The 26,634-nt window shown below is 67.4% G+C and carries 29 protein-coding genes and 1 tRNA gene; 18 read left to right on the top strand and 12 right to left on the bottom strand.

The features are described 5' to 3' along the window. Window positions 1-39: 39 nt before the first annotated feature. The gene (locus tag ACWPWT_RS04105; protein WP_454278682.1) at window positions 40-909 is read right to left on the bottom strand and encodes a 3-hydroxyacyl-CoA dehydrogenase NAD-binding domain-containing protein; all 870 of its coding nucleotides are present in this window, start codon (window positions 907-909) and stop codon (window positions 40-42) included. A gap of 77 nt (window positions 910-986) precedes the next feature. Between ACWPWT_RS04105 and ACWPWT_RS04100 the strand changes: the two genes are divergently transcribed. Together ACWPWT_RS04100 and ACWPWT_RS04095 are read left to right on the top strand one after the other, a co-directional pair. Then, on the top strand, window positions 987-2,015 hold the full coding sequence (locus ACWPWT_RS04100; protein WP_454278681.1) for a DUF1176 domain-containing protein: 1,029 nt from the start codon (window positions 987-989) through the stop codon (window positions 2,013-2,015). A 17-nt stretch (window positions 2,016-2,032) separates the two neighbouring features. Then, a complete protein-coding gene (locus tag ACWPWT_RS04095) occupies window positions 2,033-2,653 on the top strand; it encodes a YbhB/YbcL family Raf kinase inhibitor-like protein (RefSeq protein WP_454278680.1) in 621 nt (206 codons plus the stop codon). Window positions 2,654-3,011: 358 nt separating this feature from the next. On the opposite strand, the gene ACWPWT_RS04090 is transcribed toward ACWPWT_RS04095, so the two are convergent. Beyond that, window positions 3,012-4,088 (bottom strand): GGDEF domain-containing protein, encoded by a 1,077-nt coding sequence (locus ACWPWT_RS04090; RefSeq protein WP_261268358.1) that lies wholly within the window; start codon window positions 4,086-4,088, stop codon window positions 3,012-3,014. 25 nt (window positions 4,089-4,113) lie between these two features. Further along, window positions 4,114-4,647 carry a peroxiredoxin gene (locus ACWPWT_RS04085; protein ID WP_261268357.1) on the bottom strand — a complete coding sequence of 178 codons (534 nt, stop codon included), beginning with the start codon at window positions 4,645-4,647 and terminating at the stop codon, window positions 4,114-4,116. 92 nt (window positions 4,648-4,739) lie between these two features. Between ACWPWT_RS04085 and ACWPWT_RS04080 the strand changes: the two genes are divergently transcribed. Further along, window positions 4,740-5,564 carry an inositol monophosphatase family protein gene (locus ACWPWT_RS04080; RefSeq protein ID WP_454278679.1) on the top strand — a complete coding sequence of 275 codons (825 nt, stop codon included), beginning with the start codon at window positions 4,740-4,742 and terminating at the stop codon, window positions 5,562-5,564. Between the two features lie 67 nt (window positions 5,565-5,631). Here the strand turns inward: ACWPWT_RS04080 and ACWPWT_RS04075 are convergent, their stop codons facing one another. Continuing rightward, the gene (locus ACWPWT_RS04075; RefSeq protein WP_454278678.1) at window positions 5,632-7,749 is read right to left on the bottom strand and encodes an AsmA family protein; all 2,118 of its coding nucleotides are present in this window, start codon (window positions 7,747-7,749) and stop codon (window positions 5,632-5,634) included. Window positions 7,750-7,927: 178 nt separating this feature from the next. On the opposite strand from ACWPWT_RS04075, the gene rpmI reads away from it, so the two are divergent. The 3 genes from rpmI (at window position 7,928) to ACWPWT_RS04060 (ending at window position 9,134) form a co-directional block, all read left to right on the top strand. Then, on the top strand, window positions 7,928-8,131 hold the full coding sequence (gene rpmI / locus ACWPWT_RS04070) for a 50S ribosomal protein L35 (protein WP_007406658.1): 204 nt from the start codon (window positions 7,928-7,930) through the stop codon (window positions 8,129-8,131). Between the two features lie 21 nt (window positions 8,132-8,152). Next, on the top strand, window positions 8,153-8,518 hold the full coding sequence (rplT, locus tag ACWPWT_RS04065) for a 50S ribosomal protein L20 (protein WP_261268354.1): 366 nt from the start codon (window positions 8,153-8,155) through the stop codon (window positions 8,516-8,518). A gap of 211 nt (window positions 8,519-8,729) precedes the next feature. After that, on the top strand, window positions 8,730-9,134 hold the full coding sequence (locus ACWPWT_RS04060) for a DUF1489 family protein (protein ID WP_454278677.1): 405 nt from the start codon (window positions 8,730-8,732) through the stop codon (window positions 9,132-9,134). Window positions 9,135-9,161: 27 nt separating this feature from the next. On the opposite strand, the gene ACWPWT_RS04055 is transcribed toward ACWPWT_RS04060, so the two are convergent. Then, window positions 9,162-9,761, bottom strand: a complete 600-nt coding sequence (locus tag ACWPWT_RS04055) for an ankyrin repeat domain-containing protein (RefSeq protein WP_454278676.1) — start codon at window positions 9,759-9,761, stop codon at window positions 9,162-9,164. 69 nt (window positions 9,762-9,830) lie between these two features. Here ACWPWT_RS04055 and ACWPWT_RS04050 point away from each other — a divergent pair, with 69 nt between their 5' ends. From ACWPWT_RS04050 to ACWPWT_RS04040, 3 genes are read left to right on the top strand one after another with little or no spacing between them, the layout of a single operon-like run. Beyond that, window positions 9,831-10,421: an SCO family protein gene (locus ACWPWT_RS04050; RefSeq protein WP_454278675.1), complete on the top strand. Its 591-nt coding sequence runs from the start codon at window positions 9,831-9,833 to the stop codon at window positions 10,419-10,421. After that, entirely contained in the window at window positions 10,421-10,849 is a 429-nt protein-coding gene (locus ACWPWT_RS04045) for a YcgN family cysteine cluster protein (RefSeq protein ID WP_261268350.1), read from the top strand. Before ACWPWT_RS04050 ends, ACWPWT_RS04045 begins: the two co-directional genes overlap by 1 nt. Next, entirely contained in the window at window positions 10,846-11,514 is a 669-nt protein-coding gene (locus tag ACWPWT_RS04040) for a M48 family metallopeptidase (protein WP_454278674.1), read from the top strand. The genes ACWPWT_RS04045 and ACWPWT_RS04040 overlap by 4 nt, the downstream gene beginning before the upstream one ends. Here ACWPWT_RS04040 and ACWPWT_RS04035 read toward each other — a convergent pair. Next, complete coding sequence (locus ACWPWT_RS04035) at window positions 11,490-13,706, bottom strand: transglycosylase domain-containing protein (protein ID WP_454278673.1); 2,217 nt, start codon at window positions 13,704-13,706, stop codon at window positions 11,490-11,492. The two genes, ACWPWT_RS04040 and ACWPWT_RS04035, sit on opposite strands and share 25 nt — an antisense overlap. Before the next feature lie 187 nt (window positions 13,707-13,893). Between ACWPWT_RS04035 and ACWPWT_RS04030 the strand changes: the two genes are divergently transcribed. Then, a complete protein-coding gene (locus ACWPWT_RS04030; protein WP_454278672.1) occupies window positions 13,894-14,484 on the top strand; it encodes a PilZ domain-containing protein in 591 nt (196 codons plus the stop codon). Between the two features lie 113 nt (window positions 14,485-14,597). Here ACWPWT_RS04030 and ACWPWT_RS04025 read toward each other — a convergent pair. Further along, a tRNA-Leu gene (locus tag ACWPWT_RS04025) sits at window positions 14,598-14,684 on the bottom strand. 152 nt (window positions 14,685-14,836) lie between these two features. Here ACWPWT_RS04025 and ACWPWT_RS04020 point away from each other — a divergent pair. Beyond that, window positions 14,837-16,195 (top strand): MATE family efflux transporter, encoded by a 1,359-nt coding sequence (locus tag ACWPWT_RS04020; protein WP_454278671.1) that lies wholly within the window; start codon window positions 14,837-14,839, stop codon window positions 16,193-16,195. Here the strand turns inward: ACWPWT_RS04020 and ACWPWT_RS04015 are convergent. Then, window positions 16,192-16,926, bottom strand: a complete 735-nt coding sequence (locus ACWPWT_RS04015; RefSeq protein ID WP_454278670.1) for a zinc-ribbon domain-containing protein — start codon at window positions 16,924-16,926, stop codon at window positions 16,192-16,194. The two genes, ACWPWT_RS04020 and ACWPWT_RS04015, sit on opposite strands and share 4 nt — an antisense overlap. A 143-nt stretch (window positions 16,927-17,069) precedes the next feature. On the opposite strand from ACWPWT_RS04015, the gene ftsE reads away from it, so the two are divergent. From ftsE to ACWPWT_RS03995, 4 genes are read left to right on the top strand one after another with little or no spacing between them, the layout of a single operon-like run. After that, window positions 17,070-17,819, top strand: coding sequence for a cell division ATP-binding protein FtsE (ftsE, locus tag ACWPWT_RS04010; RefSeq protein ID WP_454278669.1), 750 nt, complete (start codon window positions 17,070-17,072; stop codon window positions 17,817-17,819). Beyond that, entirely contained in the window at window positions 17,816-18,718 is a 903-nt protein-coding gene (locus tag ACWPWT_RS04005; protein WP_454278668.1) for a cell division protein FtsX, read from the top strand. Before ftsE ends, ACWPWT_RS04005 begins: the two co-directional genes overlap by 4 nt. Continuing rightward, window positions 18,715-19,251, top strand: coding sequence for a YdcF family protein (locus ACWPWT_RS04000; RefSeq protein ID WP_454279880.1), 537 nt, complete (start codon window positions 18,715-18,717; stop codon window positions 19,249-19,251). The genes ACWPWT_RS04005 and ACWPWT_RS04000 overlap by 4 nt, the downstream gene beginning before the upstream one ends. Beyond that, a complete protein-coding gene (locus ACWPWT_RS03995; protein ID WP_454278667.1) occupies window positions 19,248-19,958 on the top strand; it encodes a lysophospholipid acyltransferase family protein in 711 nt (236 codons plus the stop codon). The genes ACWPWT_RS04000 and ACWPWT_RS03995 overlap by 4 nt, the downstream gene beginning before the upstream one ends. Window positions 19,959-20,039: 81 nt before the next feature. On the opposite strand, the gene ACWPWT_RS03990 is transcribed toward ACWPWT_RS03995, so the two are convergent. Both ACWPWT_RS03990 and hisC read right to left on the bottom strand, forming a co-directional pair. Further along, window positions 20,040-20,951 carry a prephenate/arogenate dehydrogenase family protein gene (locus tag ACWPWT_RS03990; protein WP_454278666.1) on the bottom strand — a complete coding sequence of 304 codons (912 nt, stop codon included), beginning with the start codon at window positions 20,949-20,951 and terminating at the stop codon, window positions 20,040-20,042. After that, complete coding sequence (hisC, locus tag ACWPWT_RS03985; RefSeq protein WP_261268340.1) at window positions 20,951-22,054, bottom strand: histidinol-phosphate transaminase; 1,104 nt, start codon at window positions 22,052-22,054, stop codon at window positions 20,951-20,953. The genes ACWPWT_RS03990 and hisC overlap by 1 nt, the downstream gene beginning before the upstream one ends. 64 nt (window positions 22,055-22,118) lie before the next feature. Between hisC and metX the strand changes: the two genes are divergently transcribed. The 3 genes from metX (at window position 22,119) to ACWPWT_RS03970 (ending at window position 24,332) form a co-directional block, all read left to right on the top strand. Then, complete coding sequence (gene metX / locus ACWPWT_RS03980) at window positions 22,119-23,279, top strand: homoserine O-acetyltransferase MetX (protein WP_454278665.1); 1,161 nt, start codon at window positions 22,119-22,121, stop codon at window positions 23,277-23,279. Beyond that, window positions 23,276-23,869 (top strand): methionine biosynthesis protein MetW, encoded by a 594-nt coding sequence (gene metW, locus ACWPWT_RS03975; protein ID WP_454278664.1) that lies wholly within the window; start codon window positions 23,276-23,278, stop codon window positions 23,867-23,869. Before metX ends, metW begins: the two co-directional genes overlap by 4 nt. Before the next feature lie 67 nt (window positions 23,870-23,936). Further along, window positions 23,937-24,332 (top strand): response regulator, encoded by a 396-nt coding sequence (locus ACWPWT_RS03970; protein ID WP_261268337.1) that lies wholly within the window; start codon window positions 23,937-23,939, stop codon window positions 24,330-24,332. Window positions 24,333-24,404: 72 nt separating this feature from the next. On the opposite strand, the gene ACWPWT_RS03965 is transcribed toward ACWPWT_RS03970, so the two are convergent. Further along, a complete protein-coding gene (locus ACWPWT_RS03965) occupies window positions 24,405-25,949 on the bottom strand; it encodes a sensor histidine kinase (RefSeq protein ID WP_454278663.1) in 1,545 nt (514 codons plus the stop codon). Between the two features lie 87 nt (window positions 25,950-26,036). Beyond that, entirely contained in the window at window positions 26,037-26,630 is a 594-nt protein-coding gene (gene ssb / locus ACWPWT_RS03960; protein ID WP_454278662.1) for a single-stranded DNA-binding protein, read from the bottom strand. Window positions 26,631-26,634 lie beyond the last annotated feature (4 nt).

Here is a 26,634-nt window from a genome sequence, read left to right as displayed (position 1 = left end):
GGTCCATCCTCCCCATCCTGGATGGGGAGGATCGGGGGCTCAACGCGTCGGGACGGGCTCCGCGCCCGTATAGTCGTAGAAGCCGCGCTTGGTCTTGCGGCCATACCAGCCCGCCTCGACATATTTGATGAGCAGCGGGGCGGGGCGGAATTTGGGATCGCCGGTCCCCTCGAACAGCACGCGGGTGATCTCCAGGCAGGTGTCGAGCCCGATGAAATCCGCCAGCGTCAGCGGGCCCATGGGATGGTTGAGCCCCAACTGGCACGCCGCATCGATATCGGGGATGGTCGCCACGCCTTCGCCCAGTGCGAAGATCGCCTCGTTGATCATCGGCATCAATACGCGGTTGACGATGAAGCCCGGCGCGTCGTTTGCGTGCACCACGCGCTTGCCCAGTTCCTGTGCGAACGCCTCGACCCTGGCGACCGTCTCGTCCGAGGTGGCGAGACCCCGGATCAACTCGATCAGCCCCATGACCGGCACGGGGTTGAAGAAATGCACGCCGACGAACCGCCCCGCATCGGGTGCCGCCTGCGCCAGCCGGGTGATCGGGATGGAGGAGGTATTGGTCGCCAGGATCGCGGTGTCGGATAGCCCCTTGCCGACCTCCTCGAAGATCGCGCGCTTGACGGCCTCGCGTTCGGTCGCGGCCTCGATCACCAATTCGCACGACCCCATGGCGGAGAGGCTGCCGACCGGCTCGATCCGCGACAGCAGCGCATCGGCGTCTGCCCGAGTCGTCTTTTCCTTGGTCACCAGCCGGTCGAGCGCCTTGGCGATTCCCGCCTTGCCCGCTTCGGCCCGCTTGGCGGAGACATCGGCCAGCTTGACCGAATAGCCCGCCGCCGCCGACACTTGCGCAATGCCCGCGCCCATCTGGCCGGCACCGATCACGCCCACTGACTTCATCGCGACACTCTCCTTATTCTTTGACAGTCGCCCTATCCGTTTCGGAACGTCACCGCCAGCAAAGGGGTTGGTCCATCATGATTCGCAGTGCCGCTTTTACGATCCTGGCCGGGCTGGCGATGCCCGTCATGGCGGCGACACCCGATACGCCGGTGCCCGCCAGACTGAAGCTGTTCGGCGACTGGATCGTGACATGCGACAATGGCGGGGGGTGCGAGGCGGCGTCGCTGTCGTCTGAGGACGGCGCGTTGCAGGATGCGGGCTTGCTGGTCCGTCGCGCGGCCGATGGGACGCTCGCCGTGAAGGTGGCGGACATGACCGGCAAGGCGAAGGCGGCGACGATACGGATCGACGGACGATCGGTCGCCACCGTCACGCTGCCCGAACAGGCCGAGGGCTGGCTGCGCGGGGCATCGGCCGACACCCTGCTCGCCGCGATGGTCAAGGGACGCCGCGCCGCCATCCTGACGCCGGAGGTCAGACCCGTCTCGCTGAACGGGGCCACCGCCGCCCTTCGCTATATGGACGATCGGCAGAAGCGGGCCGGGACGAGGAGCGCACTGGTCGCCCGGGGAAGCGCCCGCTATCGCGGTCGGGCGCCCATCCTGCCGGTCGTGCGGGTGGTGACGCCGCCGTCGGGCGCGGCCCCGGCGATTCCCAATGCGGCGCTCAACGATATGCGACGGCGGCTCGACTGCCGGAACAGCCTGGGCAGCCCGGTCAGTGCCGAGGCCTATCGGCTCGACAGGCGATCGACGCTGGTGCTGCTATCCTGTGGTGCGGGGGCGTATAACTATCTGGTCAAGCCGCTGATCTGGCAGGGCGGGCGACTTGCACCTGCGATGTTCGACTTCGCCTTCCCCTTTGCCGACGAGGCGAAGCCAGGTGGCGCGGTGACCCTGGTCAACAGCGAATGGTCGCCGACCGGCCGCCTGTCGAGCTGGGGCAAGGGACGCGGCCTGGGCGATTGCGGCGATCGCCAGCTTTTCGGTTGGGACGGGACACGCTTCCGCCTGCTCGAAGCGGCGAGCATGACCGAATGTCGCGGCGCGATCGACACGCTGACCGTCTGGCGGACGCGTCCCATGGCCATGGCGGCGCGATAGGCAAGGGAGACAGGATCATGCTCGAACATCTGCCCGCCTGGTTGGGCAAGGCGATGAGCGGCTGGCGCGCCGGGGTCGAATCGATCGCGCTGGTGCGGCCCGAACTGGCGCCGCCCGCCGCCCTGTCGCTTCACAGCCCGGCCTTTGGCGACATGGCGCGCCTGCCCGAGCGCTTTACTGCCGATGGGGAGGGGGTGTCGCCGCCGCTGGTCTGGGGCGATCCACCGAGCGGAACAGCGATGCTCGCGCTGCTGGTCGAGGATGCCGATGCCCCCACGCCACAGCCGCTGGTCCATGCGATCCTGTGGAAGCTGCCGCCCCATGCCGGGGAATTGGCCGAGGGCGCGATCGCGCCGGACGGAACCGGAACCCCCGATGGCGGGGATGTCGGGCGTAATTCCTATCTGGGCGAAGGCTGGTTGCCGCCCGATCCGCCGCGCGGCCATGGCGAGCATCGTTACGTGTTTCAGCTCTTCGCGCTGGATCACATGGTCGAGATGGACGGCACGACGCCGGGGCGCGGTGCGCTGGTCGAGGCGATGACGGGGCATGTGCTCGCCGCCGGGGTGCTGACCGGCACCTATTCGCGGGAAGAGGAAGCGCCGGTGGGCCCGGTCGGCGCGGTGGTTCCCGCCTAATCGTTCGGAAAGGGGCGGTCGGGCATCGGGGCAGGATCGCCCGACCGCGCCTTGAAAGGCCGCGTCACGCGTCAGGCGATCGGAAAGATCGGCGCGGCGCTGGTGATGGCAAGACCGGCGAAGACGATCGCGCCGAAGCAGGAAACGAGGATCTGGCGAGCCTGGAACGAGTTGAACATGGTGAAACTCCCTTGATGATCCGGTCATCCAACCATTTGGCGACCGATGCCATACGCTTTGCAGGGAGCGTGCCAGTTCAATAAGTGACGGAAATCAGGGGTTTTTAATTTCCGGCAGGTCAGGTTTGGGAATCTGCGCCAGGGATGGTGCGGATTTTACGCCATGACGTGGCGGAAAATCAGCTATCAGCAACGGCGCGGTCGCGACCCTCGTTTTTCGCGCGATACAAAAGCGCATCGGCCCGTGCGAAAAGCGTTTCCTGCGTGTCGTCCGGACGAACGGCGGTGATCCCGGCCGAGAAGGTGATCGGCCCCAGCGCCGCTCCGGTCTCCCGCACCTTCATCTGCCGTCCGCGCAGTGTATCGCGGGCCCGCTCGACCAGCGTGAAGGCTTCCGCATCGGTCAGGTGCGAGATGAGGATGGCGAACTCCTCGCCGCCATGACGGCTGACCAGATGCCCCTTGCATTCCTCCGCCAGGATATTGCCGATCGCCAGCAACACCCGATCGCCCACCCCATGGCCCTGTTCGTCGTTGATCCGCTTGAAACGGTCGACGTCGCACAGGACGAGGTGACAGCGATGCCGCGCCTGGAAACACTGGACGAGCGCTTCGTTGAAGCCCAGTCGGTTGGCGAGCCCGGTCAGCGGATCGCGCCGGGCCGCCGCCCGCGCCTCGGTCAGCTTTTCGCGAAGCGTCTCCGCCTCGGCCGTCGCCCGTTGCAGCCGGTGTTCGGAGGCATGGATCCGCTTCAGCATCTCGCCGGTCAGCGTCGCCAGCGTGGACAGGCCGATCGCGTCGCCGCGCTGAAGCTCCGCCGCGTTGCGCGCCAAGTCGACGCCGAAGGCCGAGGTATCCTCCTGAATCGCGCGAATGACTGCCGCGAAGGTCTCCACCTGATCCTGGGTCTGTTCGGCGAGCGCGGCGGTCTGCGCCTCGGCGGTGGGAACGGCCAGGCGGATCGGGGCGGGGCGTGGCGGTGGTGCGGCCACGGCGCCGGGCTGGCTCGCGGCCTGTGGCCCACCCAGTCGCGAGATGTCGTCGCGATGCAGCCGCACGCCGCCGTCGATCAGGGCGGCCACGGCGCGCGCCAGATTGCCATTCGGCTCGGTCATGATGGCATGGACGAACGCGTAATGCGCCGGATCGGGCGACAGGCGGTGGTCGCTTAGGAAGCGGCCGATCCGCCGATACAGGTCGTCGGTCGCGTGGGCCGTGCCGCCCGCGCCCGCTTCAAACGGATCCCCCAAAGCCATGGAACGCCCCCCCGGCATGTTCAGGTCAGCGACGGCTCTTGAGATCGCGCACAGCCGCCAGCGTCGTGGCGACATGTTCGGCCGGATTCATGTCGTCGTGGACAAAGGCGATCTTGCCGTCGCGACCGATGACATAGCTGGTCCGCGAGGTGATATCGCGCCCTTCCATCTGGCGGCCGAGCGCGACGTCATAGCCCTTGACGATGGCGGGCCCTGCGCTGGCCACAGGGAACTTGCCCGCGCATTCGGCCTTGGAAAAGGCGGCGAGCTTGTCGACCGGGTCGGCGGACATGCCGATCACGCGGGCACCGGCGGCGCGGAAGGCGTCGATCTTCTCGGCAAAGGCGCGCGCCTCGGCGCTGCATCCGCTGGTGAAGGCGGCGGGGAAGAAATAGAGGACGACCGGTCCGTGGCGCAGCTGGTCCTTCAGGTTCAGCGTGAAGACCTTGCCCGCCACCGCGCCGCGCGTGGTGAAGTCGGGCGCTGCCGCTCCCGGGCGGAGGGCAGCCGCGGCGGGAACGGCCGCCATCGCCAGAAGAACGCCGAGCATCACGCGCATCACTCTACCCCTACAAAACTTCTCCAAGAAGTACCGCGTCATGGAGATGGCGTCCATTGCTGATACATCCAAGCTACCCTATCGATTGACCCATGTCCGTACATTCTGCCGATATCGATCTGGCAATAAGGCTGGCCGACGCCGCCGGTTCCGCCATCCGCCCCTATTTCCGTCGTGAAATGGGCCTGGAAATCAAGGAGGATCGCTCTCCCGTGACGCTCGCCGATCGCGAGGCGGAGGCGGCGATGCGCCGCATCCTGGAGGCGGAGCGCTCGGGCGACGGAATCCATGGCGAGGAATATGGCGTCAAGCCCGGCGTGACGGGGCGGCAATGGGTGCTCGACCCGATCGACGGCACGCGCAGCTTCACGGTGGGGCGGCCCATTTTCGGCACGCTGATCGCGCTGGTCGACAATGGCTGGCCGGTATTGGGCATCATCGACCAGCCGATCGGGCGGGAGCGCTGGCTGGGCGTTACGGGCCACCCTACCCTGTTCAACGGCCAGCCCGCCCGCACGCGCCCCTGTACCGAGCTGGCGGGCGGGACGATCGCGACGACCAGCCCGCATCTGTTCGACGATGAGGACGTGCCCCATTTCATGGCCTTGGTCGGCGCGATCAGCGGGAACAGCCCGCGTCAGGGTCCCGTCTATGGCGGCGATTGCTATAATTACGGCCTGCTGGCGAGCGGGCATATCGATGTGGTCTGCGAATCGGGGCTGAAACTCCACGACTTTGCCGCACTCGTGCCGGTGGTCGAGGGTGCAGGCGGGCGGATGTGCGATTGGAACGGCGACCCGCTGACCGTCGACAGCGCGGGCCATGTGCTCGCCATCGGCGATCCGGCGCGCACCGAAGAGGTGCTGGAGGCGCTGCGCAACGTGCCGCATTCGCACGATCATGGGCACGATCACTGAGCATCCCCTGACCGGCACGGCCGGGGGCTATCTGAAACGCGGCCCTGCAGATTTTCCGGGCGAAGTTTTAGAAAATGCCGAGGAATTTCTTGCGCTGCGCCTTGGCTTCGCCGGGATTGCCGCGGCCCTTTTCGTCCTTGGCGGTGGTGCCGCGACCCACATCGTCGCGCGGCTGGCCCTTGGTCGTCCGCTGAGCCCCCGCCCGCGCGCCTGCCAGCACCGGCCCGCACGCCGCCGCCTTGGCATCGCCGACATCGACAAAGGCGAGCACCCCCGCCAGCGGCGTCGCCACCACCGCCAGGCCAAGCCCCGCGCCGGCGCGGGCGAGCAGGTCGCCGCTGATCGGGTCGATTCCCGGCGAGACGAAATGGCCGGTCAGCCCGACCGGGGACTGGCCGGAGAAGAGGCTGAACTTCTTGGCGTCGGCGCGAATGGCGAGGTCGATCGCCTCGTTGCGGAAGCTGAATCCGCCGCGACCGACGATGACGTTCTTGGACGTGTCGATCAGAATCGGGTCCGCCGCCGCCACGCCGCTGCGCACGGTAAAGGCGATCAACCCGCAATTGATCCGAACCGGTTCTTTCAACCGTTCCTCGAACATCTTCTGGACGAAGGTGCCCAGGTCCAGCTCCGCCAATTGCGCGTTGCGGGTCCAGAGCGAACCGGCGGGGAGGATGAAGGCCATGCGGCCGTCGGCGCTGGCCAGAGAATCATGGATCGTATCGCCGCGCCCGGCCAGCTGGATGCGGCCCTTGACCGTGCCGGTCGTTCCCGCTTCCGCCACGCCCCATCCGGCGAGCAACCGACCCAGCGGCGTCGGCGACAGCCGGATGTCATAGCTGATCCGGCTGGGGCGCGGGCGGGTGTCGAAGACCAGATCCGACGCCACGTCACCCCGCGCCATCGCAAAGCGCAGCGGCGACAGGGTCAGCCTCCCGCGATCCAGCGCCAGCGTCATGTCGACATCGGAAATCGGCACGCGGCGCGACCGGACGGTGCGGATCGTCCATTTCAGATCGGCATCGAATCGCTGCATCGTCGCCACGGGCAGCGCGGCATCGGGCAACAGCCTCTGCGCCCCCGCGCCCGTCGCGGCGGCGGCGGCCTGTGCCCCCCTGGTCGCGACGATGTCGGGATTGTAGCCGATAAAGGGCGCGGCATCGACGATGTCCAGCTTCCTCGTCGCCAGTTCCGAATCGAGGTGCAGCCGCTCGCCATTGGTGACGGTCAGCCTGCCCGCCAGATCGCTGTCGCCGAAAGTCCCCGTCATCCGGGTGAAGCGATAGGCCTCGCCGTCCTTCACCAGCTGCGCGCGCAGGTCATAGGTACGCGTGCGCGGGATGACGACGCCGATCACGTCGAGCAGGGTGGACAGGTCCTTGCCCCGCGCCCGCGTCTTCAGCGGGACATTCTCGATGTCGGCGATCGAGGGCAAGGTACCCGATAGGTCGACCACATTCCCCGCCGCCCGCATCCGCGCGATCAACTCGTTCCTGCCGCGATTGGCGGTGGCGTCGGGGGACAGGAGTTGCGCGGTCAGGGTGAAGGGGGTGGCGCGGATCACGCCCTTGCCCCGCACGCCGACCGCCTTGCCGATCCGCGCGTCCCGCGACCGGATGTCGTCCAGTGCGAGGTCCGCCGTCACCCGCATCCGGGGATCGCGATAGCGCACCGTCGTCCCGGTTACCGCCGCCACATCGATGCGCGGGAATTCCAGTGGCTTGCCGCCCTTCTTCTCGCTGAACGTCCATGTGCTGGTTCGGTGGTCGGGCGTCCACTCCAGATCGATCGCGCCGTTCGTCAGCTCCAGCCAGGTGAAGCGCCGTTTGCCGAACAGCAGCGACAGCGGCGCGATCCGCGAATCGATCCGGTCGGCGGTGAACAGGTTGGGGCGGCTGGCCCAACCGGGGTTGGAGATCGCGATCTTCTCGGCGACGAACTTGATTCGCCACGGCGCGAAATAGAGCTGGAAGTCGCCGCCCACCTTCACCGTGCGATGCGTCTGCCGCCCGACGATCGATTCGAACGGATGGCGCAGGAACCGCCCCTTGGTGACGAACAGCACCAGCCAGATCGCGGCGACGAGGGCAAACAGCCCGACGACGATCCGCAACACCCATTGCCGCCATCCCGCACGGGCGGCGGTGGGGTCGGCGGGGGTGTCGGCCGCGGGCACCTGATCCATGACAGCCCCAAGCGCGCGAAGCGAGGCGGTGGTTCCCTGTGCCCCGTCTCAGCGCGCAAGGTTGCAATCCGCCCCCGCTTGGGCTAAGCGCCCCGCTTCCCGAGCGAGGTGTCACGAACGGCCCGGCCATCAGGGCTGCCGCGGCCGTTTCTGCCTTGCTCAAAGCGAAAGGACCAAAATGCCCAAGCTCAAGACCAAGAGCGGCGTCAAGAAGCGCTTCAAGCTCACCGCGACCGGCAAGCTCAAGCACGGCGTGGCCGGCAAGCGCCACCGCCTGATCAGCCATAACGGCAAGTATATCCGCCAGAACCGCGGCACCTCGGTCCTGTCCGATGCCGACACCAAGACCGTGAAGGCCTGGGCGCCTTACGGCCTGAACTGATTTCTGGAAGGATAGAGAGATATGGCACGCGTCAAGCGGGGCACGACCACCAAGGCGAAGCATAAGCGGATTTTGGAACAGGCGAAGGGCTATTATGGCCGTCGCAAGAACACCATCCGCATCGCGCGCCAGGCCGTCGAAAAGGCCGGTCAATATGCATATCGCGACCGCAAGGTTAAGAAGCGGACCTTCCGTGGTCTGTGGATCCAGCGCATCAACGCCGGTGTCCGGGCCGAGGGCCTGACCTATTCGCAGTTCATGCACGGCCTGAAGCTGGCGGGCGTCGAACTGGACCGGAAGGTCTTGGCCGACATCGCGATGCACGAGGGCGAAGCCTTCTCGGCGATCATCGCCCAGGCGAAGGCCGCTCTGCCGCAGGCTGCGTAATCCGCAACCGACGGTTAGCGCCGGAAATCAGAAAAGGGCGTCGATGGGTTTCCATCGGCGCCCTTTCTGTTTGGGCAAAGCCGCACGGATGGGGTGAAGCGGTCTCGTCGAAACGATTGGCCCCGCCGTCCGGCGGCGTTGGCCGCGTTCATAGAGTCGCAGCCGCCCAGGCCTAGCGATCCTGCCCCTTCGCCCCCACATGGTCGGCGACATGGCGCTTCATCTGACCAAGGTCGCGTTCGGGGCGGCCAGTATCGATCATCTGGCGGAACGGCTGAAGATGCGGGCGCAGGAAGGGCCGGTCTTTCTGACCACGCGCTATCTGCCCAAACGGCATGAGGAAGTGGCGGGGCAGGGCTCGCTATTCTGGATCCTCAAGCATCAACTGGTCGCGCGCTCGCCGATCCTGTCCTTCGGCGAGGCCGAAGGCGGGCGGTGCGCAATCCATATCGATCCGGCACTGGTGCTGGTGCAGGCCTTGCCCCGCCGCGCGCATCAGGGATGGCGCTATCTGGAAGCGACCGACGCCCCGCCCGATCTCACCGGCGCCGCCAGCGGCATTGAGGCGATGCCGCCGGTCCTGGTCGGCAAGCTGGTGGAACTGGGGCTGATCTGATCCCCCCTTTCGGGGAGGATCGAGGATTTAGAGCTTCGGCCCGGACACCGCCGCGCGGGACTTTTTGGGGGTTTCGGCGAACAGCTTGGCGATGGCGGTGTTGCGGGCGTCCTGCGACGCATATTCGCGTGCGGTCAGCCCGGCGACATTGTCGGCCTGATCGGGATCGGCCCCGGCGCTCAGCAATTCGCGGACCATGCCGATGTCATGACGCTGCACCGCGCGGATCAGCGGGGTTTCGCCGGAGGCGTTGCCGATATTGGGATTGGCCTTGGCCGCGGTCAGGATGCGGATCATCTCCGGCTGGCCGCCCGATACCGCCAGCAGCAGCGGGGTATTGCCGCGCCCGTCGCGCAGATTGGGGTCGGCGCCCTTTTGCAGCAGGAAGCGCAGATAGGTCTCGTCGCCGCGCTTGATAACGATGTGCAGCGCGCCTTCGCCGCTGGTCACGTCGCGGGTGTTGATGATGCTGGCGCCGGGACGGTCCAGCATGTTGGTCACGTCGTTGCCCTTGGCCTCGCGGACCGCCTGGAGGAATTTATAGCTTTCCGACTGCATCATCTGGGCGGTCGCGGGCACGGCGATGACACCCAGAAGCGCAGCGGCGAGCAGGGGGCGAAGGGACATGAAAGGTGATCCTGAGCAATGGAGCATGGCTTGCAACCGGCGATTTATCACAGCAAGGCTATCGACGTCATGACCCGAATATTCCTGTCCGCCCTGCTGCCGCTCGCCTTTGCGCTGGCCGGTTGCGGTTCCTCCCAGCCGGAGGCGCCGCCGCCGCTGGCGGGGACGAAGATCGGCGGCCCGTTCCGCCTGACCGGGGCGGATGGACGGACCGTCACCGACCGCGACTATGCCGGGCGGTATCGTATCGTCTATTTCGGCTATAGCTTTTGCCCCGATGTCTGCCCCACCGACATGCAGGCGATCGGTGCCGGCCTGAAGCTGCTGGAGAAGAGCGCGCCGGCCAAGGCGGCGCGGATCGTGCCGATCTTCATCACGGTTGATCCGGCGCGCGACACGCCGCAGGTGGTCGGCCGTTTCGCCACCACCTTCCACCCGCGCTTCGTCGGACTGACCGGCACCGAGGCGCAGATCGCGGCGGTGGAGAAAGCCTATGCCGTCTGGGCGCAGAAGGGCGATCCCTCGCCCGGTGGTGGTTACCTGATGAACCATAGCAAACAGGCCTATCTGATGGGCCCGGACGGCACGCCGATCGCGCTGTTGCCTTCGGACGAGGGGCCCAAGGCGGTGGCCGACACGCTGGACCAATGGGTCCGGTGATGGAGCGCTTCTGGGAAAAGCCGATCGAAAGCCTCGACCGCGCGCAATGGGAGGCGCTGTGCGACGGCTGCGGCAAATGTTGCATCCACAAGCTGGAGGATGAGGAGACGGGCGAGTTGGTCGCGACCAACGTCGCCTGCCGCCTGCTCGACCGGCGGAGCGGGCAATGCTCCAACTATCGCCATCGCCGCGCCTATGTCAGCGAATGCGTGCGTCTGACCATGGGCAATGTCCGGTCGATCGACTGGTTGCCCACCACCTGCGCCTATCGCCTGCGCGCGGCCGACGAGCCCCTGCCCGACTGGCATTATCTGGTCTGCGGCGACCGGGAGGCGGTGCACCGCGCGGGCCAGTCGGTGCGCGGCTGGACGATCAGCGAGGATGACGCCGGCGATTTCGAGAATCACATCGTGGACCGCGAATTGTGATCGACGAAGTCGTCCGCCATCCGACTGCCAAGACCATCCGCCTCAGCGTCGATCCCGCCACCGGCACCGCCAAGCTGATCGTGCCGCGCCGCGCGGGCCTGAAGTCCGCGCTCGCCTGGGCCGAGGACAAGAAGGACTGGATCGCCGAACAGCGCGCGCGGTTGCCGACTCCGCGCCCCTTTGTGCCCGGCGCGTCCATCCCGTTCGGTGACCGGGTGCTGACGCTGGAATGGCAGGAGGGGCGCGCCCGCGTCATCCAGTGCGAGGGGGACCGGCTCTGCGCGTCCGGCCCGATCGAGACGCTGGAGCGTCGGGTCGAGGCCTGGCTGAAGCGTCAGGCGCTGGAAGTGCTGGCGCGCGAAACCGCGGAGATCGCGCGGGCGGCGGGTGTCACCGTGACCAAGGTCAGCGTCGCGGATCCCAAGGCGCGCTGGGGCAGTTGCGCCTCGACGGGGGCGATCCGCTATAGCTGGCGGTTGATCCTCGCGCCCGCCTTCGTCCGCCGGGCGACCGTCGCGCATGAGGTCGCGCACCGGGTCCATATGAACCATGCGCCCGTCTTCCACGCGCTGGTCGCCGAATTGCTGGGCGAGGACCCGGCGCCCGCCATCGCCTGGCTACGACGGCATGGCGCGGGGCTTCACTGGTACGGACGCTCGTCCTGACGATCGCGCGCTGACCCGCGCGGCGGGTTGGGATTGGCTCGACCGTCGCGCGGGGCCGCACCATTGCCGCGCCCGGTCACCCGGTCGATCCACGCCTGGTCGAGCCGCTGTTGCGGGGCCGGATTCTGTGAGGGCGGTTGACCCGAGGGCGGCGGGGGAACGGGCGCGCCCGGCTGCGGCTGCTGGAGGGGGACGGGCGCGGCGGGATCGCGACGGGTGGGAATCTCCATCGTCTCCTCGTCGTCCTGCGCTTCCCCGGCGACCGGCGGGGGCAGCGGATTGCCATCGGCATCGACCCCGCTCACGCCATTGTCGGGCTGGCCGAAATAGCTCTCCTCATCGGGCTCCAACTGCCATTCGGGCAGCGTCACCTGGGTCTCGAACTGCTCGATCGGGCGGCTGGCGATGGCGACCCGCATATAGTCGGCGAACGCCTTGGCGGGCGCGGTGCCGCCATGAAGCCCCGCCACCGGGCGGTTGTTGTCGCGACCCATCCACACGCCGGTGGTGATCCCACTGGAGAAGCCCAGGAACCAGCCATCCTTGGAACTGCTGGTGGTGCCGGTCTTGCCCGCGACCGGGCGGCCGATCTGCGCCGCGCGGCCGGTGCCGGTGTTGACCGCCGTCTGGAGCAGATCGGTCATCTCGGCGGCGACGAAGGGGGCGACCAGCACATGGCTGCGATCCACCTCATGCGTATAGATGGTCTGGCCATTCGCCACGACCTTGGTGATGCCATAGGGAGTGACCTTCACCCCCTTGTTCGCGACGCTGGCAAAGGCGCTGGTCATGTCGATCACGCGCACTTCCGACGTGCCCAGCACCATCGAGGGGTGGGTGTTGACCGGCGTGGTGATGCCGAACCGGCGCGCCATGTCCGCGACGGTCTGGAAACCGACTTCCTGGCCCAGCTTGGCCGCGACGGTGTTCAGCGAATAGGCGAAGGCGGTACGAAGCGAGACGCTGCCCGAGTTGCGGCGCGAATCGTTGCGCGGGGACCAGCCATCGATGGTGACGGGTTCGTCGACCACCTGGTCCTCGGGCTTGTGCCCGGCCTCCAGCGCGGCGAGATAGACGAACAGCTTGAAAGCGGACCCCGGCTGGCGGACCGCCGTCACCGCGCGGTTATAGTTGGTGGAGACATAGTCCTTGCCGCCCACCATCGCGCGCACGGCGCCGTCGCGGTCCAGGCTGACCAGTGCGCCCTGCGTCCCCTCGGGCGCATCGGCGCGAATCGCGGCATCGGCGGCGCGCTGCATGGTGAGGTCGAGCGTCGTCCACACGTCGAGCGGGGCGGTCTGCTCGTCGATCAGCAGGTCGAGTTGCGGCAGCGCCCAGTCGGTGAAATAGCGGACCGAATTCTGCTTGGGCTCGGGCGCGAGCTTCAGGGCCTGGGGATCGGCGCCCGCAGCCTGCGACGCGGTGATGAAGCCGTTGCGCTCCATCTGGCTGATGACCACGCCCGCGCGCCCCACGGCGGCCTCGGCATCGGCGGTCGGGGAATAGTTGGACGGCGCCTTGACCAGCCCCGCGATCACGGCGGCTTCGGACAGGCTCAGATGATCCGCGCCGTGGCCGAAGAACTTGCGCGATGCCGCGTCGATGCCATACGCGCCACCGCCATAATAGACCTTGTTGAGATAGAGTTCGAGGATCTGGTTCTTGGAGAATTTCAGCTCCATCGCCAGCGCCAGGATCGCCTCACGGAATTTGCGACCGAACTTCTTCTGGTTGTTCAGGAAGATGGTGCGCGTGATCTGCTGGGTGATGGTCGAGCCGCCCTGTTTCCAGCGCCCCTTTTCCAGACGCACCTCGACCGAGCGCGCGATGCCGATCGGATCGACGCCGGGATGCTGGCGGAATCGGCGATCCTCCACCGCGATCGTGGCGTCGCGCATCACGATCGGGATGCGGTCATAGGGCAGCCACTCGCCATAGCTGGGCCCGAGCGACACGATCACCGTGCCGTCGGCGGCATGGACGCGGATCATCTGGCCGTTGGGCGAGGATTTGAGCTCCTCGAAGCTGGGCAGTTGCGACTTGGCGACAAAGACCGCGATCGCCAGCGCACCGACCGCCAGTACGGCCAGGCCGATCAGAATTTGCAGGGTTACGACGATCCGGCGCCGCCAGGGAGAGCGGGGCTTGGAGGAGCGGGGCCGGGGTGACCGGGAAGACGACGCGCGAGGCATGGGACAGATCGCGAATTACAGGGCTTTGAACATGACCACAAGACGGCGATGCCCGACCCCATATTGCGCCGTGATGAACCAAAGATCGGCACGTCTCTGCAAGGCTGTTAATTTTTTGTCCGTGATGCGTTAATAGAGAAGGGAAGCCGAATTCCGTCAGGGGGCGTAATTGGCGGGAAGGATAGGCATGGAACAGATCGAACAGCAGGAAAGCGCCTCGGCTGAACGTCGTTCGGGCCAGCGGCATTCGGCTGTACTTCTGCTTGGCAAGGTGTGCGGCGACGTGCCAGGCGTCTGCCTGGTCCACAATATCTCGGGCAGTGGCCTGATGGCACGGTTCGTCAACGTGCCCGCCGTCGGCGATTCCATCTGTATCGAGGTACGCGGCCTGCCGCCCGTTCCCGGCACGGTCCGCTGGGTCCGGGGACAGAAGGCGGGCGTGCAGTTCGACACGCCGCAACCCTATCAGAACATATTCTCGGCGGAGAACGAGGACGGTACGATCCCGCGCCCGCCGCGCTTTCCGGTGACGCTGGCGGCCGACGTGCGGCTGAGCGACCGGAAATTCGCCAGCGAGTTGATCGACGTGTCCGCCGGCGGGGCCAAGCTGGTCGCCAGCGGTGCGGTCCAGCCGGGGTTGGCGGGGCATATCATCATCCGCCCGATGGGCACCGCATTGTTCGGCACGATCTGCTGGGTGAAGGACGGGCGTTTCGGCTTTCGCTTCGTGTCGCCGCTGCCCCTCGATACGCTGGCTTCGATCGTCGCGACGCGGTGATTTCGGGGTCCCTGACGCCGGGACAGGATTTCATGCGGCCGGTCGCACGCTGATCGTCGCGGCTCCGAATGGAGACCCCGCGGGTCGGGATTAGCGATGTTCCGGGAAAAATCTGGTGCGGTCGAGAAGACTCGAACTTCCACGGCCTTTCGGCCACAACGACCTCAACGTTGCGCGTCTACCAATTCCGCCACGACCGCACTCGATAGTCACCACCGGCAAGCCGGAGGGCTGGTAGGCGGGTGCCCCTAGCAAAGCGATACGGGCAGCGCAATGCCTTTCGTGAGGCGATGTCGCTTCGGCGACAATCCATGGCTTTCGCGAATGGCGCTTCGGGCATAGGGGAGGGGCCATGACGTCCTTCCTCCGCCCCGATCGTGCCGAGGCGCGCCGTCTGCTCGGGCTCGCCTGGCCGGTGATGCTCACCAGCCTGAACTGGACCATCCTGCACGTCACCGATGTCGTGGTGGTGGGGCGCGTCGGCGAGCATGAGGTCGCCGCGCTCTCGGCCAGTCGTTCGCTGACCTATGTCGCGATCGTCACGGGGCTGGCCTGGCTGTCGGGCGTGCTCGTCCGTGCCTCGCGCGCCGATGGGGCGTGGGATTGGCCCGAGACCGGGCAGGCGCTGCGCGACGGACTGGTGTTGGGGCTGATCCTGGGTATCGCGGCCATGCTAATCCTGGGACTGGGGGGGGCCGGGCTGTTGCGGGGAATCGGCGTCGATCCCTCGCTGGTCGAGCCGGGCGCGCGGGTCGTCGCGGTGATGGCGCTGGGCTATCCGTTTCAGCTGGTGCTGGTCGCCGCCAGCTTCTTTCTGGAGGGGATCAGCCGCCCGCGACGGGTGACGATGGTCAATCTGTCGATCCTGCCGATCAACGCGGTGTTGGCCTGGGCGCTGGCGGGGGGAGAGATGGGATTGCCCGCGCTCGGTGCGGTTGGCGCGGCGCTGGCGACGGTGATCGCCTCGGCATTGGGGGCCGTCGCGATGGTGGCGAGCGCGATGACCCTGCCGCGCGGTGCCTTGCGCGGCGTGCGTCGGATGGACCGCGCCGCCTGGGCCCCGACCTGGCGCGGCGCGATCGGCCTGGCGCGGTTCGGCTTCGTCCCCGCCATCGCGTCGGGACTGGAACTGGCGGGGTTCGCCATCCTGATCGCGCTGTCGACCCGGTTGGGCGACGCCACCGCCCATGGTTTCCAGATCGTCTTTTCGGTCCACAACGTCACCTTCGCGCTGGCGCTCGGGCTGGGTTCGGCGGCGGGGGTGCGCGCGGGCAATGCGGTGGGCGAGGGCGTGGCGTCGGCCGCGATCGCCCGCACCCTGCTGGCGGTCGCGCTGGCGGCGCTGGCCATGGCCGCCTGCGGCCTGGTGATGCTCGTCGGTGCGGGGCCGCTGGTTGGGCTGTTCCCCGCCCAGGCCGATGCGCGGGCGGTGGCGGTGGCGATGCTGGTCATCTGGGCGCCGTTCATCCTGTTCGACGGAATCCAGGTGGTGCTGGTCTATGCGCTACGCTCGCTGGGGGATCAGGTGGCGGCGGGGATCAACAGCATCATCGCCTATTTCATCGTCACGGGCGGCGCCGGATGGTGGCTGGTCGCGCACGGGTGGGGCGCACAGGGGCTCGCCATCGCGTCGGGCGCCGGGATGCTGATCGCCGCGCTGCTCCATGGCGCGCGGTTCGGGATCGTCGCCCGGCGGCTTCGGCGGGCTTAGTTTCCGCTTCCCTCGCCCGCAAAGCTCAGGTCCAGCCGCTTGGAACTGGGCGGGACGTCGAGCTTGGCCGAGTTGAAGTCCATCGAGGCGCCCGGCCCCAGGGTCCGCTGCTGCGGCGCGATCGCCCAGGAGAAGACGACGCGCCCCTGCGCATCCTTCAGTTCGGCGCGCAGGTCCGGCACCCGCTGCTGCGTCGAGGAGGGGTTGATGATCTGGCCCGAAATGGCGAACAGTTCCGAGCCATTCTCCAGCTCGCGCCGCTCGATCGGGTTGGAACGGAGTTCCAGCGCCGACTCGGTGCTGCCCAGACCCAGCCAGCCGCCGATGCCCGGCATGCCGGTCCACAGGATCGCGGCCGTCGCGATCAGCATCAGCAGCCCCGCCGCGACCGCGCCGATCGTCCAGCGCCGCACGGGATTGCGCCGCGCGCGGAATGGCGGGCGATGCGCGAAGGCGTCGAAGCCGGGCTCGTCCTGCGACAGGATCGGCGGGGCGGGGGACGGCGCGACGATCGGGGGCGGTGGCGGCGGCGGCGGTGCCTCGACCGCATCGTCCGGAACCGTCTCATCCGGCTCTGCGGCCAGGACGGGCGGAAGGGGCAGTTCGGGATCGGGTGGCGACTGGAACCAGCTGTGTCGGCAATTGGCGCAACGCACGGTCCGACCCTCCAGCCCGATCGCGCTGTCGGGCACCAGATAGCGGGTGCGGCACTCGGGGCATTCGAGGATCATGCGGTCGGGCACTTCAACGGACAGGACGGATCGACAAACGGACAGGCCATCCGGATCAGGCCCCCCGAAAGTCCAGTAAGCACGCCGCCCATATGCGTGGCAAGCTTGAAGCGCGGGGCGGGCCATGCCAAGGCCATGAGAGCATGGCGAACATCGTCCAGTTCGAGAATGTCGGCCTTCGCTATGGTGCGGGCGAGGAAACCCTGTGCGACGTCAGCTTTACGTTGCGCTCGGGGCAATTCTATTTCCTGACCGGGGCCAGCGGTGCGGGAAAGACCTCGCTCTTGCGGCTTTTATATCTGTCGCAGCGTCCCAGTCGGGGAATCATCCGGTTATTTGGCGAGGATGCGGTGATCCTGCCGCGCGACCGTCTGCCGGGATTCCGGCGGCGGATCGGGGTGGTGTTCCAGGATTTCCGCCTGATCCCGCACCTGTCGGCGGCGGACAATATCGCGCTGCCCCTGCGGGTGGCGGGCATGGCCGAATCGGAGATTGCGCGGGCGGTGCGCGAGATGCTGGCCTGGATCGGCCTGTCCGAACGGTCGGGCGCTCGCCCGGCGACGCTTTCGGGCGGCGAGCAGCAGCGGGTGGCGATCGCGCGGGCCGTGATCGCGCGCCCCGAATTGCTGGTCGCGGACGAACCGACGGGCAATGTCGATCCGGTCATGGCGGAACGGTTGCTTCACCTGTTCAACTCGCTGCACCGGCTGGGGACGACGGTGGTGATGGCGACGCATGACTGGCATCTGATCGACCGGATTACGGGCGCGCACCATATGCATCTGGAGCATGGACGGCTGGTCGATCCCGAACCGCCCGAGGCGACCACCCCGCCAGGCGTCGCCCCCAGGGCCGAACCACCCCGGTCGACCATCGTGCGGAGCGGGTTGTGACGCGTACCGACACGACACGGCGCGCGACGGGGGCGGAGGCGCGGGCGCTGGACGATGTCGGCGGTGCGCATGTCATGAGTTGGGTGATCGCGATCATGTTGTTCCTGACCCTGCTGGCCGGGGCCGCCGGACTGGGCACGGCGCGGGCGGCGGGGGCGCTGGACCGACAGATGGCGGGGCGACTGACCGTTCAGATCGTCGAGGGCGAGACGCAGCGTCGCGACGCCGCGGCCGCGCGGGTGCTGGCCGTGCTGCGAACCCTGCCCGATGTCGCCCGCGCAACGCCGGTGCCCCAGGCCGAGCTGGCGCGGATGCTGCAACCCTGGCTGGGGGGTGATGCCGCCGCCGCCGGGCTGCCGGTGCCCGCGCTGATTGATGTCGATCTGACCAGCGACCGGAGCGGCGCCATCGCCCGCGTCGGCGCGGCGGTGGCGCGCACCAGCCTGGCGGCGCGGGTCGATGCCCATGCGACCTGGCTGGGCCCCGTCGGGCGCCTGCTCGACACCGCCGCCTGGCTGGCGGGGGCGATCATCCTGTTGATGCTGGGGGCGACGGCGGCGGTGGTCATGCTGGCGGCACGCGCCGGTCTGGAGGCGCACCGCGCGACGATCGAGGTCATCCATATGCTCGGTGCGACCGACCGGCAGGTCGCCCGGCTGTTCCAGCGGCGAATCGCGCTCGATGCCGGAATCGGTGCGGTGGTGGGCAGCGTGGTCGCGGGCGGCGCGATCGCGCTGGTCGCGCGGCAAGTGGGTGCGCTGGACTCGGAATTGCTGAGCGGCATGCGACTGGGGATGGGGGATGTGGCGATGCTGATCGCGCTGCCCTTCGCCTTCATCGCGCTGGCGGTGGTCGCGGCGCGGCTGGCGGTAATGGCCCAGATGCGGCGGATGCTCTGATGCTGCGCCTGTTCGGTCTGGCGGCGCTGGCGTGGTGCCTGGGGTTCGCGGTCTTCATGCTGACCCTGCCGCACCCGCTGGAGAACAACACCACCGATGCGATCGTGGTGCCGACGGGCGGCCCCGGGCGGATCGATCGGGGGATCGCGCTGCTCAAGGCGCATCAGGCCAAGCGGATGCTGGTGACGGGCGTCGCGCCGGGGGTGCGGCCTATCGATCTGGCGCGCACCTATCACACTTCGCCCACGCTGTTCGCCTGCTGCATCGATCTGGGCGGCGAGGCGGTCGATACCCGGTCCAATGCCGAGGAGACGGCGAACTGGGTCCGCGAACATGGCTATCGCACGGTGCGGCTGGTCACTTCCGACTGGCATTTGCCGCGCGCGAGGATGGAATTGACCGCGACCCTGGGCTCGCAGGTGCTGGTGCTGGGGGACGGCGTGCCGTCCGAGCCGCGGTTGGGGACGCTGGTCAACGAATATAACAAGCTGATCCTGCGCAGGGTCGCGCTTTGGACGGGGTTTGGTGCGTGATTCTGCTTCGTAACATCGTCTTCGTGGCGATCTTCTATCCGGTATCGGCGATCATGGCGCTGCTGTCGCCGGTGATCGCGCTGGGTGGGCGTCAGGCGGTGATCCACTGGGCGACCGGTTGGACCCGGTTTCACCGGATCTGCACCCGCTGGATCCTGGGCATCCGCGTGGTGGTGGAGGGGACGCGCCCGACCAGCCCGGCGCTCTACCCCGCCAAGCATCAGGCGATGTTCGAGACGATGGAGTTGCAGCGGATGCTGGGCGCGCCCGCCATGGTGCTGAAGCGCGAACTGGCGAATATTCCGCTCTGGGGCTGGGCGGTGCGCAAATATGGCGCGATCGTGGTGGACCGCAGCGCCTCGGCCAAAGCGATGCGCGGGATGATGCGCGACGCCCAGGTCGCGGTGGGCGAGGGGCGGGCGATCATGATCTTTCCCGAGGGGACGCGGGTGAAACCCGGCGAGACGCCGCCGCTGAAACCCGGATTCGCGGGACTATACCGGATGCTCAACCTGCCGGTGGTGCCGGTGGCGACCGATTCTGGGCTGGTCTGGCCGCGCAAAGGCTTGAAGCGGCCGGGCGTCGTGACGCTGCGCTTCGGCGAGGTGATTCCGCCCGGCCTGCCACGTGCGGAGGCGGAGGCCAGGGTTCATGCGGCGATGAATGCCCTGGAATCCTCGCCGGCGCGGGGCGGTGGCAGAGCATAAGCCCTGACCGAGAGGTGCTTTCGCAAGGGGCGCCCTTTGCGTCTCACCCCTCCGCCATGCTCCCCATGGCCTGGGGACGATTTATCCCCCGTGACTCCGCCCGAAATCCTCGCGGGCGTCGTCCTGGCCCTGGTCGATGATCGAGCGACGGATGGCGCGGGTGCGGCTGAACAGGTCGAACAGGGTATCGCCATCGCCCCAGCGGATCGCGCGCTGAAGCATCGTCACATCCTCTGTCAGGCGTTGCAGAATCTCCAGCACCGCCTCGCGATTGTTGAGGAACACGTCACGCCACATGGTCGGATCGGAGGCGGCGATCCGGGTGAAGTCTCGAAAACCGCCAGCAGAGAACTTGATGACTTCGCCTTGTGTCACGTCTTCCAAGTCGGAAGCGGTGCCCACGATCGAATAGGCGATCAGGTGCGGAACGTGGCTGGTCACCGCCACGACGAGGTCGTGATGGCGCGGTGTCATCAACTCGACATTCGCGCCCAGCGCTTCCCAGAAGGCGCGCAGCCTGGCAACCGGGGCTTCGGGGCAATTCTCCTCGGGGGTCAGGATGCACCAACGGCCGCGGAACAAGGTCGCAAAGCCGCTTTCCGGGCCGCTATTCTCCGTGCCTGCCACCGGATGGCCGGGTACCAGCATCGCATCCGGCAAGACGGAACGCAGCGCTGCGACCACACTTTCCTTCGACCCGCCGACATCGCTGACGATCGCCTCGGCGGGCAGGTCGTCGGCGAACGTGGCCGCGACCGCCGCCATGGCGCCGACGGGCACGCACAGCATCACCAGATCGGCATCGATCACCGCCGTACCCGCGCTGTCGGCGACATCGTCACACAGGTCGATCCGCCGTGCCGTCTCGCGCACGTCGGCATCGGCGTCATAGCCGGTGAGCCTCGCCGTGGGCATGTTCGCGCGCACCGCGCGCGCGACCGAGGAGCCGATCAGCCCCAGGCCGATGATGGTGATCCGGGCAAAGGGCAGCATCAGTCCGCAGCCATCCGGCGGAGCGCGGCGATCACGCCCTTCACCTCATCCTCGGTGCCGATGGTGATGCGCAGGGCATGGCCCAGCCCCTGGCTCGGCAGCCAGCGGACGATGTAACCCGCGTCCATCAGTCCATGATAGGCGCGCTCTGCGGTCAATTTGCCCTCGAACAGGACCAGCGAGAAATTGGCCTTGGATGGCACGCAGCGAAGCCCGGCATTGCCGAGGTTTGCGATCTGCTCCTCGAACCAGGCCAGCCAGCGGGCGTTATGGGCACGCGACGATTCTACGAAGGCGCGGTCGCGGATCGCCTCGATCGCGGCGTTCTGCCCGGCGATGGTCACGTTGAACGGCGCGCGGATGCGGTGCAGCGCATCGATGATCGGCGCGGCGGCATAGCCCCAGCCGATCCGCTCGGCGGCGAGGCCATGGATCTTGGAGAAGGTGCGCGAGACCAGCACGTTCGCCGCGCGTTCGGCCAGCGCCAGCCCGCCATCATCCTCGCCCTCGGCCAGATATTCGGCATAGGCCTGGTCGAGGACCAGCAGGACATGGGGCGGCAGCCCGGCGTGCAGCCGGGCGATCTCACCCGCGCCAGCATAGGTGCCGGTCGGATTGTTGGGATTGGCGACGAAGACGACCCGTGTCTTGTCCGTGACGGCCGCCAGGATCGCGTCGACATCGGTGGCGTATTCGTGATCGGCGACCACCACCGGCTCCGCCCCGACGCGCCGGGTGGCGATCTCGTACACGGAAAAGCCGTAGCGGACATGGATGACCTCATCCCCCGGCCCCGCGAACGCACCCGCCGCAAGGTGGAGAATCTCGTCCGAGCCGGTGCCATAGATGATTCGCGCCGGGTCGAGGCCGTGGACCGCGCCGATCGCCTCGCGCAGCGCGGTCGCGCCCGCATCCGGATAGCGCTCTAGATTCCGCGCGGCGGCGGCGAAGGCGGTGCGCGCCTTCTCGCTGGTGCCCAGCGGATTCTCGTTGGACGAGAGTTTGGCGACCTTGCGCCCGTCATCGGTCGTCGCGCGGCCGGGGACATAGGGCGCGATCGCCTTGACCCAGGAGATCGGTTCGGGGGCGGTAAGCTCGGTCATGGCAAACGCCATAGCGGCCATGGCCTTGCGTTGCCAAGCATCGCGGCCTAGCGGATAGGGCTCCATGGCCGCTTCCGTTTCCGCACAATCCCTTGGCGACGACCAGCGTTTCGGTCTGTCACGCCATATCGTGCTGCCCGGGCCGCTTCGGCTCGATGGCGGGGGGCTGCTGTCGCCGGTCGAGATCGGCTATGAGACCTATGGCACGCTGAATGCCGATGGCTCGAACGCGATCCTGATCTGCCACGCGCTGACCGGCGACCAGCATGTCGCCTCGCCCCATCCGCGCACCGGCAAGCCCGGCTGGTGGACGCGGCTGGTGGGGGAAGGCAAGCCGATCGATCCGGCGCGGCATTTCATCATCTGCTCGAACGTGATCGGCAGTTGCATGGGATCGTCCGGCCCCGCGACCACCGATCCCTCCACGGCCGAACCCTGGGGAATGCGCTTTCCCGTCATCACCATCCGCGACATGGTGCGCGCGCAAGCCATGCTGCTCGACCATCTGGGCGTGGGGCAGTTGAAGGCGGTGGTCGGCGGATCGATGGGCGGGATGCAGGCGATCAGTTGGGCCGCGACCTTTCCCGAGCGGGTCCGCGCCTGCGTCATGGTCGCCTCGACCGCTAGGCATTCGGCCCAGAACATCGCGTTCCACGAGGTCGGGCGACAGGCGATCATGGCCGACCCGAAATGGCGCGGCGGCGCCTATTACGAGGCCAACGATCCCCCGGCGGCGGGTCTGGCGGTCGCGCGGATGGCGGCGCACATCACCTATCTGTCCGAGGCAGGGCTGACCGAGAAGTTTGGGCGGCGGCTCCAGGCACGGCCCGATCGGCCGGACGGCGCCAAGAGCTTCGGTTTCGACGCCGATTTCCAAGTCGAAAGCTATTTGCGGCATCAGGGGTTGAGCTTCGTCGACCGGTTCGACGCCAATAGCTACCTCTACATCACCCGCGCGCTGGATTATTTCGATCTCGCCGAGGAGCATGGCGGGCTGCTTGCCAACGCTTTCCGGGGGACGAAGACCCGCTTCTGCCTGGTCAGCTTCGACACTGACTGGCTCTATCCGACCTCCGAGTCGCGTTCCGTGGTGCAGGCGCTCAACGCGGCGGGCGCGGCGGCGAGTTTCGTGGAATTGTCGAGCCCCTATGGCCATGACGCCTTCCTGCTCGAAGCGCCCGAGATGAACCGGGTGATCGACGGCTTCCTGCGGGCCGAGCCATGAGCGAGGTGCTTCGCCCCGATCTGGCGATCATCGCCGCGCATGTCGCACGGGGCGCTCGCGTGCTCGATATCGGATGCGGCGACGGGCAGTTGATGGCGGCGCTGCGCGACGATTCGGGCGTGGATGCGCGGGGGCTGGAGATCGACCCGGCCAACGTCGCCTCCGCCGTCGCGCGCGGGCTGGCGGTGGTGCAGGGCGACGCCGACGTCGATCTGGCGGGCTATCCCGACAAGGGGTTCGACTATGCGATCCTCAGCCAGACGCTTCAGACCGCGCGTGCGCCCGACCAGGTGCTCGACCATCTGCTGCGCATCGGCCAGCGGGCTTTCGTGTCCTTCCCCAATTTCGCGCATTGGCGGGTGCGGCTGTCGCTTTTGTGGGGCGGGCGGATGCCGGTGACGAAATTGCTGCCCGAACAATGGTATGACACGCCGAACATCCATCATGTGACGATCGACGACTTCCGCGCCTTCGTCCGGCAGCGGCGGATTACCGTGGAGGGAAGCTGGTTCCTGTCGCGCGGGCGCCCCACCAGTGCGGCGGCGGCGAACGTCCGCGCGGAGCACGCCGTATTTTTGTTGCGTCGTTAGAACCGCTACACAGTCGGAACTTTATTTCGATCAAGGCCGTTATTGGCGAAAGTGACGGGAATTTGACATGAGACAAACCGCCCTGATCGTGGAAGACGAAATTTTCGTGGCCCTCGATCTAGAGCGCATTCTGACCGATGCGGGCTATCAGGTGGCCGGCATAGCGGCAGACAGCCGCACCGCCTTTGAGACCGCGCCGGGTTGCTCCTTTGCCTTTGTCGATGTGAACCTGCGCGACGGGGCGACAGGCCCGGATATCGCACGTCGGCTGGCCGACGATTATGGGGTGAAGATCGTCTTCGTCACTGCCAACCCTGCCCAGATTTCGACCGATATCGAAGCGCTCGGCTATATCCGCAAACCGTTTAGCGAGCGGGCGATCCTGGCGGCGGCGGCCATGGCCACCGGTTCCGCCGCGGACATGATGTCCGAGGAATTGATGCCGCTCAAGCTGGCGATGTAAAGCCTTTCCCGTCGGGGCCTTTCATGGCCCAGGCCTCTTTGCCAACCCATGATCATGCGTTCGGAAAGCTGCTCAGCGGCAGGGGCCCAGCCCCGCCGGACGGCTGAACGCGGCCAGCGGGACCTCGATCGTCACGACCAGTCCTTCGGCACGCCAGTCGCGCCCGACCGTGCCGCCCAATTGCCGCACCGCCGACAGCTCGACCAGTTGCGATCCGAATCCGATCCGGGTCGGCGCGGCATCGAGCGCAGGGCCGCCATGCTCCTGCCAGCACAGCGTCACCATGTCGTCGCGCCGCGTCACCGTCAGCGCGACATGCCCGGTCATCACCGATAGCGCGCCATATTTGGAGGCGTTGGTCGCCAGCTCGTGGAACAACAGCGCCAGCGGCGTCGCCGAACGGTCGTCGACCGGCACATCGTCCCCGTCCAGCCGGATGCGCGCCTCGGTATCGCCGCGATAGGGCTCGAACAGATCGCCGAGCAGGCCGTGGAGCGAATCCTGCCGCGCCTTGGGCTGCGACTGCGGACTATGGGGGCGGACGAAGTCGTGCGCACGGCCCAGTGCGGTGATCCGGTCGCGCAGGTCACTGGCGATCGCGCCAAAGCCCGGATGGCTGCGCGCGGCAAAGGCGATCAGGCCGGAGATCACCGCAAAGATATTCTTGATCCGGTGGCTCAGCTCCTGGCTGACGATCTCGCGTTCTTCCAGTGCCAGCTTCTGTTCGTGAATGTCGGTGCAGGTGCCGAACCAGCGGGTGATCTGCCCGTTCGCGTCCCGGATCGGCAGCGCGCGGCCCAGCACCCAGCGATAGGTGCCGTCGCGATGGCGCAACCGATATTCGATCTGATAGGGATCGCCGGTCGCCAGGCTATGACGCCATCGCGTCCAGGCGCGCTGCTGGTCGTCCTCATGGAACATGCCGTTCCACGCCTCGCCATCGGTCGAGCCGTCGGGCATCCCCGTAAACTCGTACCAGCGCGCATTATAATAATCGTGAAAGCCGTCGGGCAGCGTCGACCAGACCATTTGCGGCATGGTGTCGGCCAGGGTTCGAAAACGCTGCTCGCTATCGGCGACGCGCGCCTCGGAGGCCTCGACCGTCTGTTCATGCTCGCGCTGGGCACGACGGTCCTGCAACCGGCCCATGACGGCGGTCGCCAGGATTTCCAGACCGCGCTGCTGGAATGGGGTCAGCCCCTGCGGTCGGGGCTCGGGCGAGATGACGCAGATCGCGCCCAGCGGTACCCCCTCATGCGACAGGAGCCGCGCACCCGCATAGAAGCGGATATAGGGCGGCCCCGTGACGAGGGAGAAATCGGCGAAGCGCGGGTCGGCGCGCGCATCCGGCACCACCATCGTCGCCTCGCGGCCGATCATCGCATGGGCGCAGAAGGATGTATCGCGAGGCGACTGATCCGCCTCCAGCCCGACCACGGCGAGAAACCGTTGGGTCTCCTCCTCGACCAGGCTGACCAGTGCCACCGGGGTTGCGCAGAGTTCGGCGGCAAAGGCCGCCAGATCGTCCAGGCGCCCGCTTTCGCGATACCCCGCCAGGTCATAGGATCGGATCAGCGCCGCGCGCCGTTCGTCCGTCATCACCGATGGGTCGAGCATATCCGTCTTCCCATCCGTCTGGCCGAATATCAGGCCGGTCCTAAAACCTTCTCGATCCATCCTCGCACCGTGGAACCCGTGCCCCGATCAGAAGGGAACGTCGTCATCCAGATCGTCGGCGAAACCGCCGCCCTGTCCGAACCCGCCACGATTGCCACCGTTCCCGCCCGAGGACGAAGAACCGCCGCGCTGACCGCCGCCATAGCCGCCGCCCGACGATCCGCCGCCGAATCCGCTCGATCCGCCGCCAAAGTCGCCGCCGCCGAAATCATCGCCACCGCCGAAATCGCCGCCGCCACGGCTACCGCCGCCGCCGCCCTGACCGCCGCCAGGGCCGTCGAGCATGGTCAGCACCGAGTTGAAGCCCTGCAGCGTCACTTCGGTCGAATAGCGGTCATTACCCTGCTGGTCCTGCCACTTGCGGGTGGTCAGCGCGCCTTCGATATAGACCTTCGAGCCCTTGCGCAGGAACCGCTCGGCGACGTTGGCGAGGCCTTCGTTGAAGATCTTGACCGTGTGCCACTCGGTCTTTTCCTTGCGCTCGCCGCTATTGCGGTCCTTCCACGATTCGGACGTGGCGATGCGCAGCTCGACCACCTTGCCGCCATTCTGGAAGGAGCGGCTCTCGGGATCGCGTCCCAGATTGCCGACGAGAATCACCTTGTTGACGCTGCCCGCCATGTAT

The sequence above is a fragment of the Sphingomonas sp. Marseille-Q8236 genome (assembly GCF_965112005.1).
The sequence above is the reverse complement of the archived record's forward strand: the minus strand, read 5'-3'. Positions and strand labels throughout refer to the sequence as shown.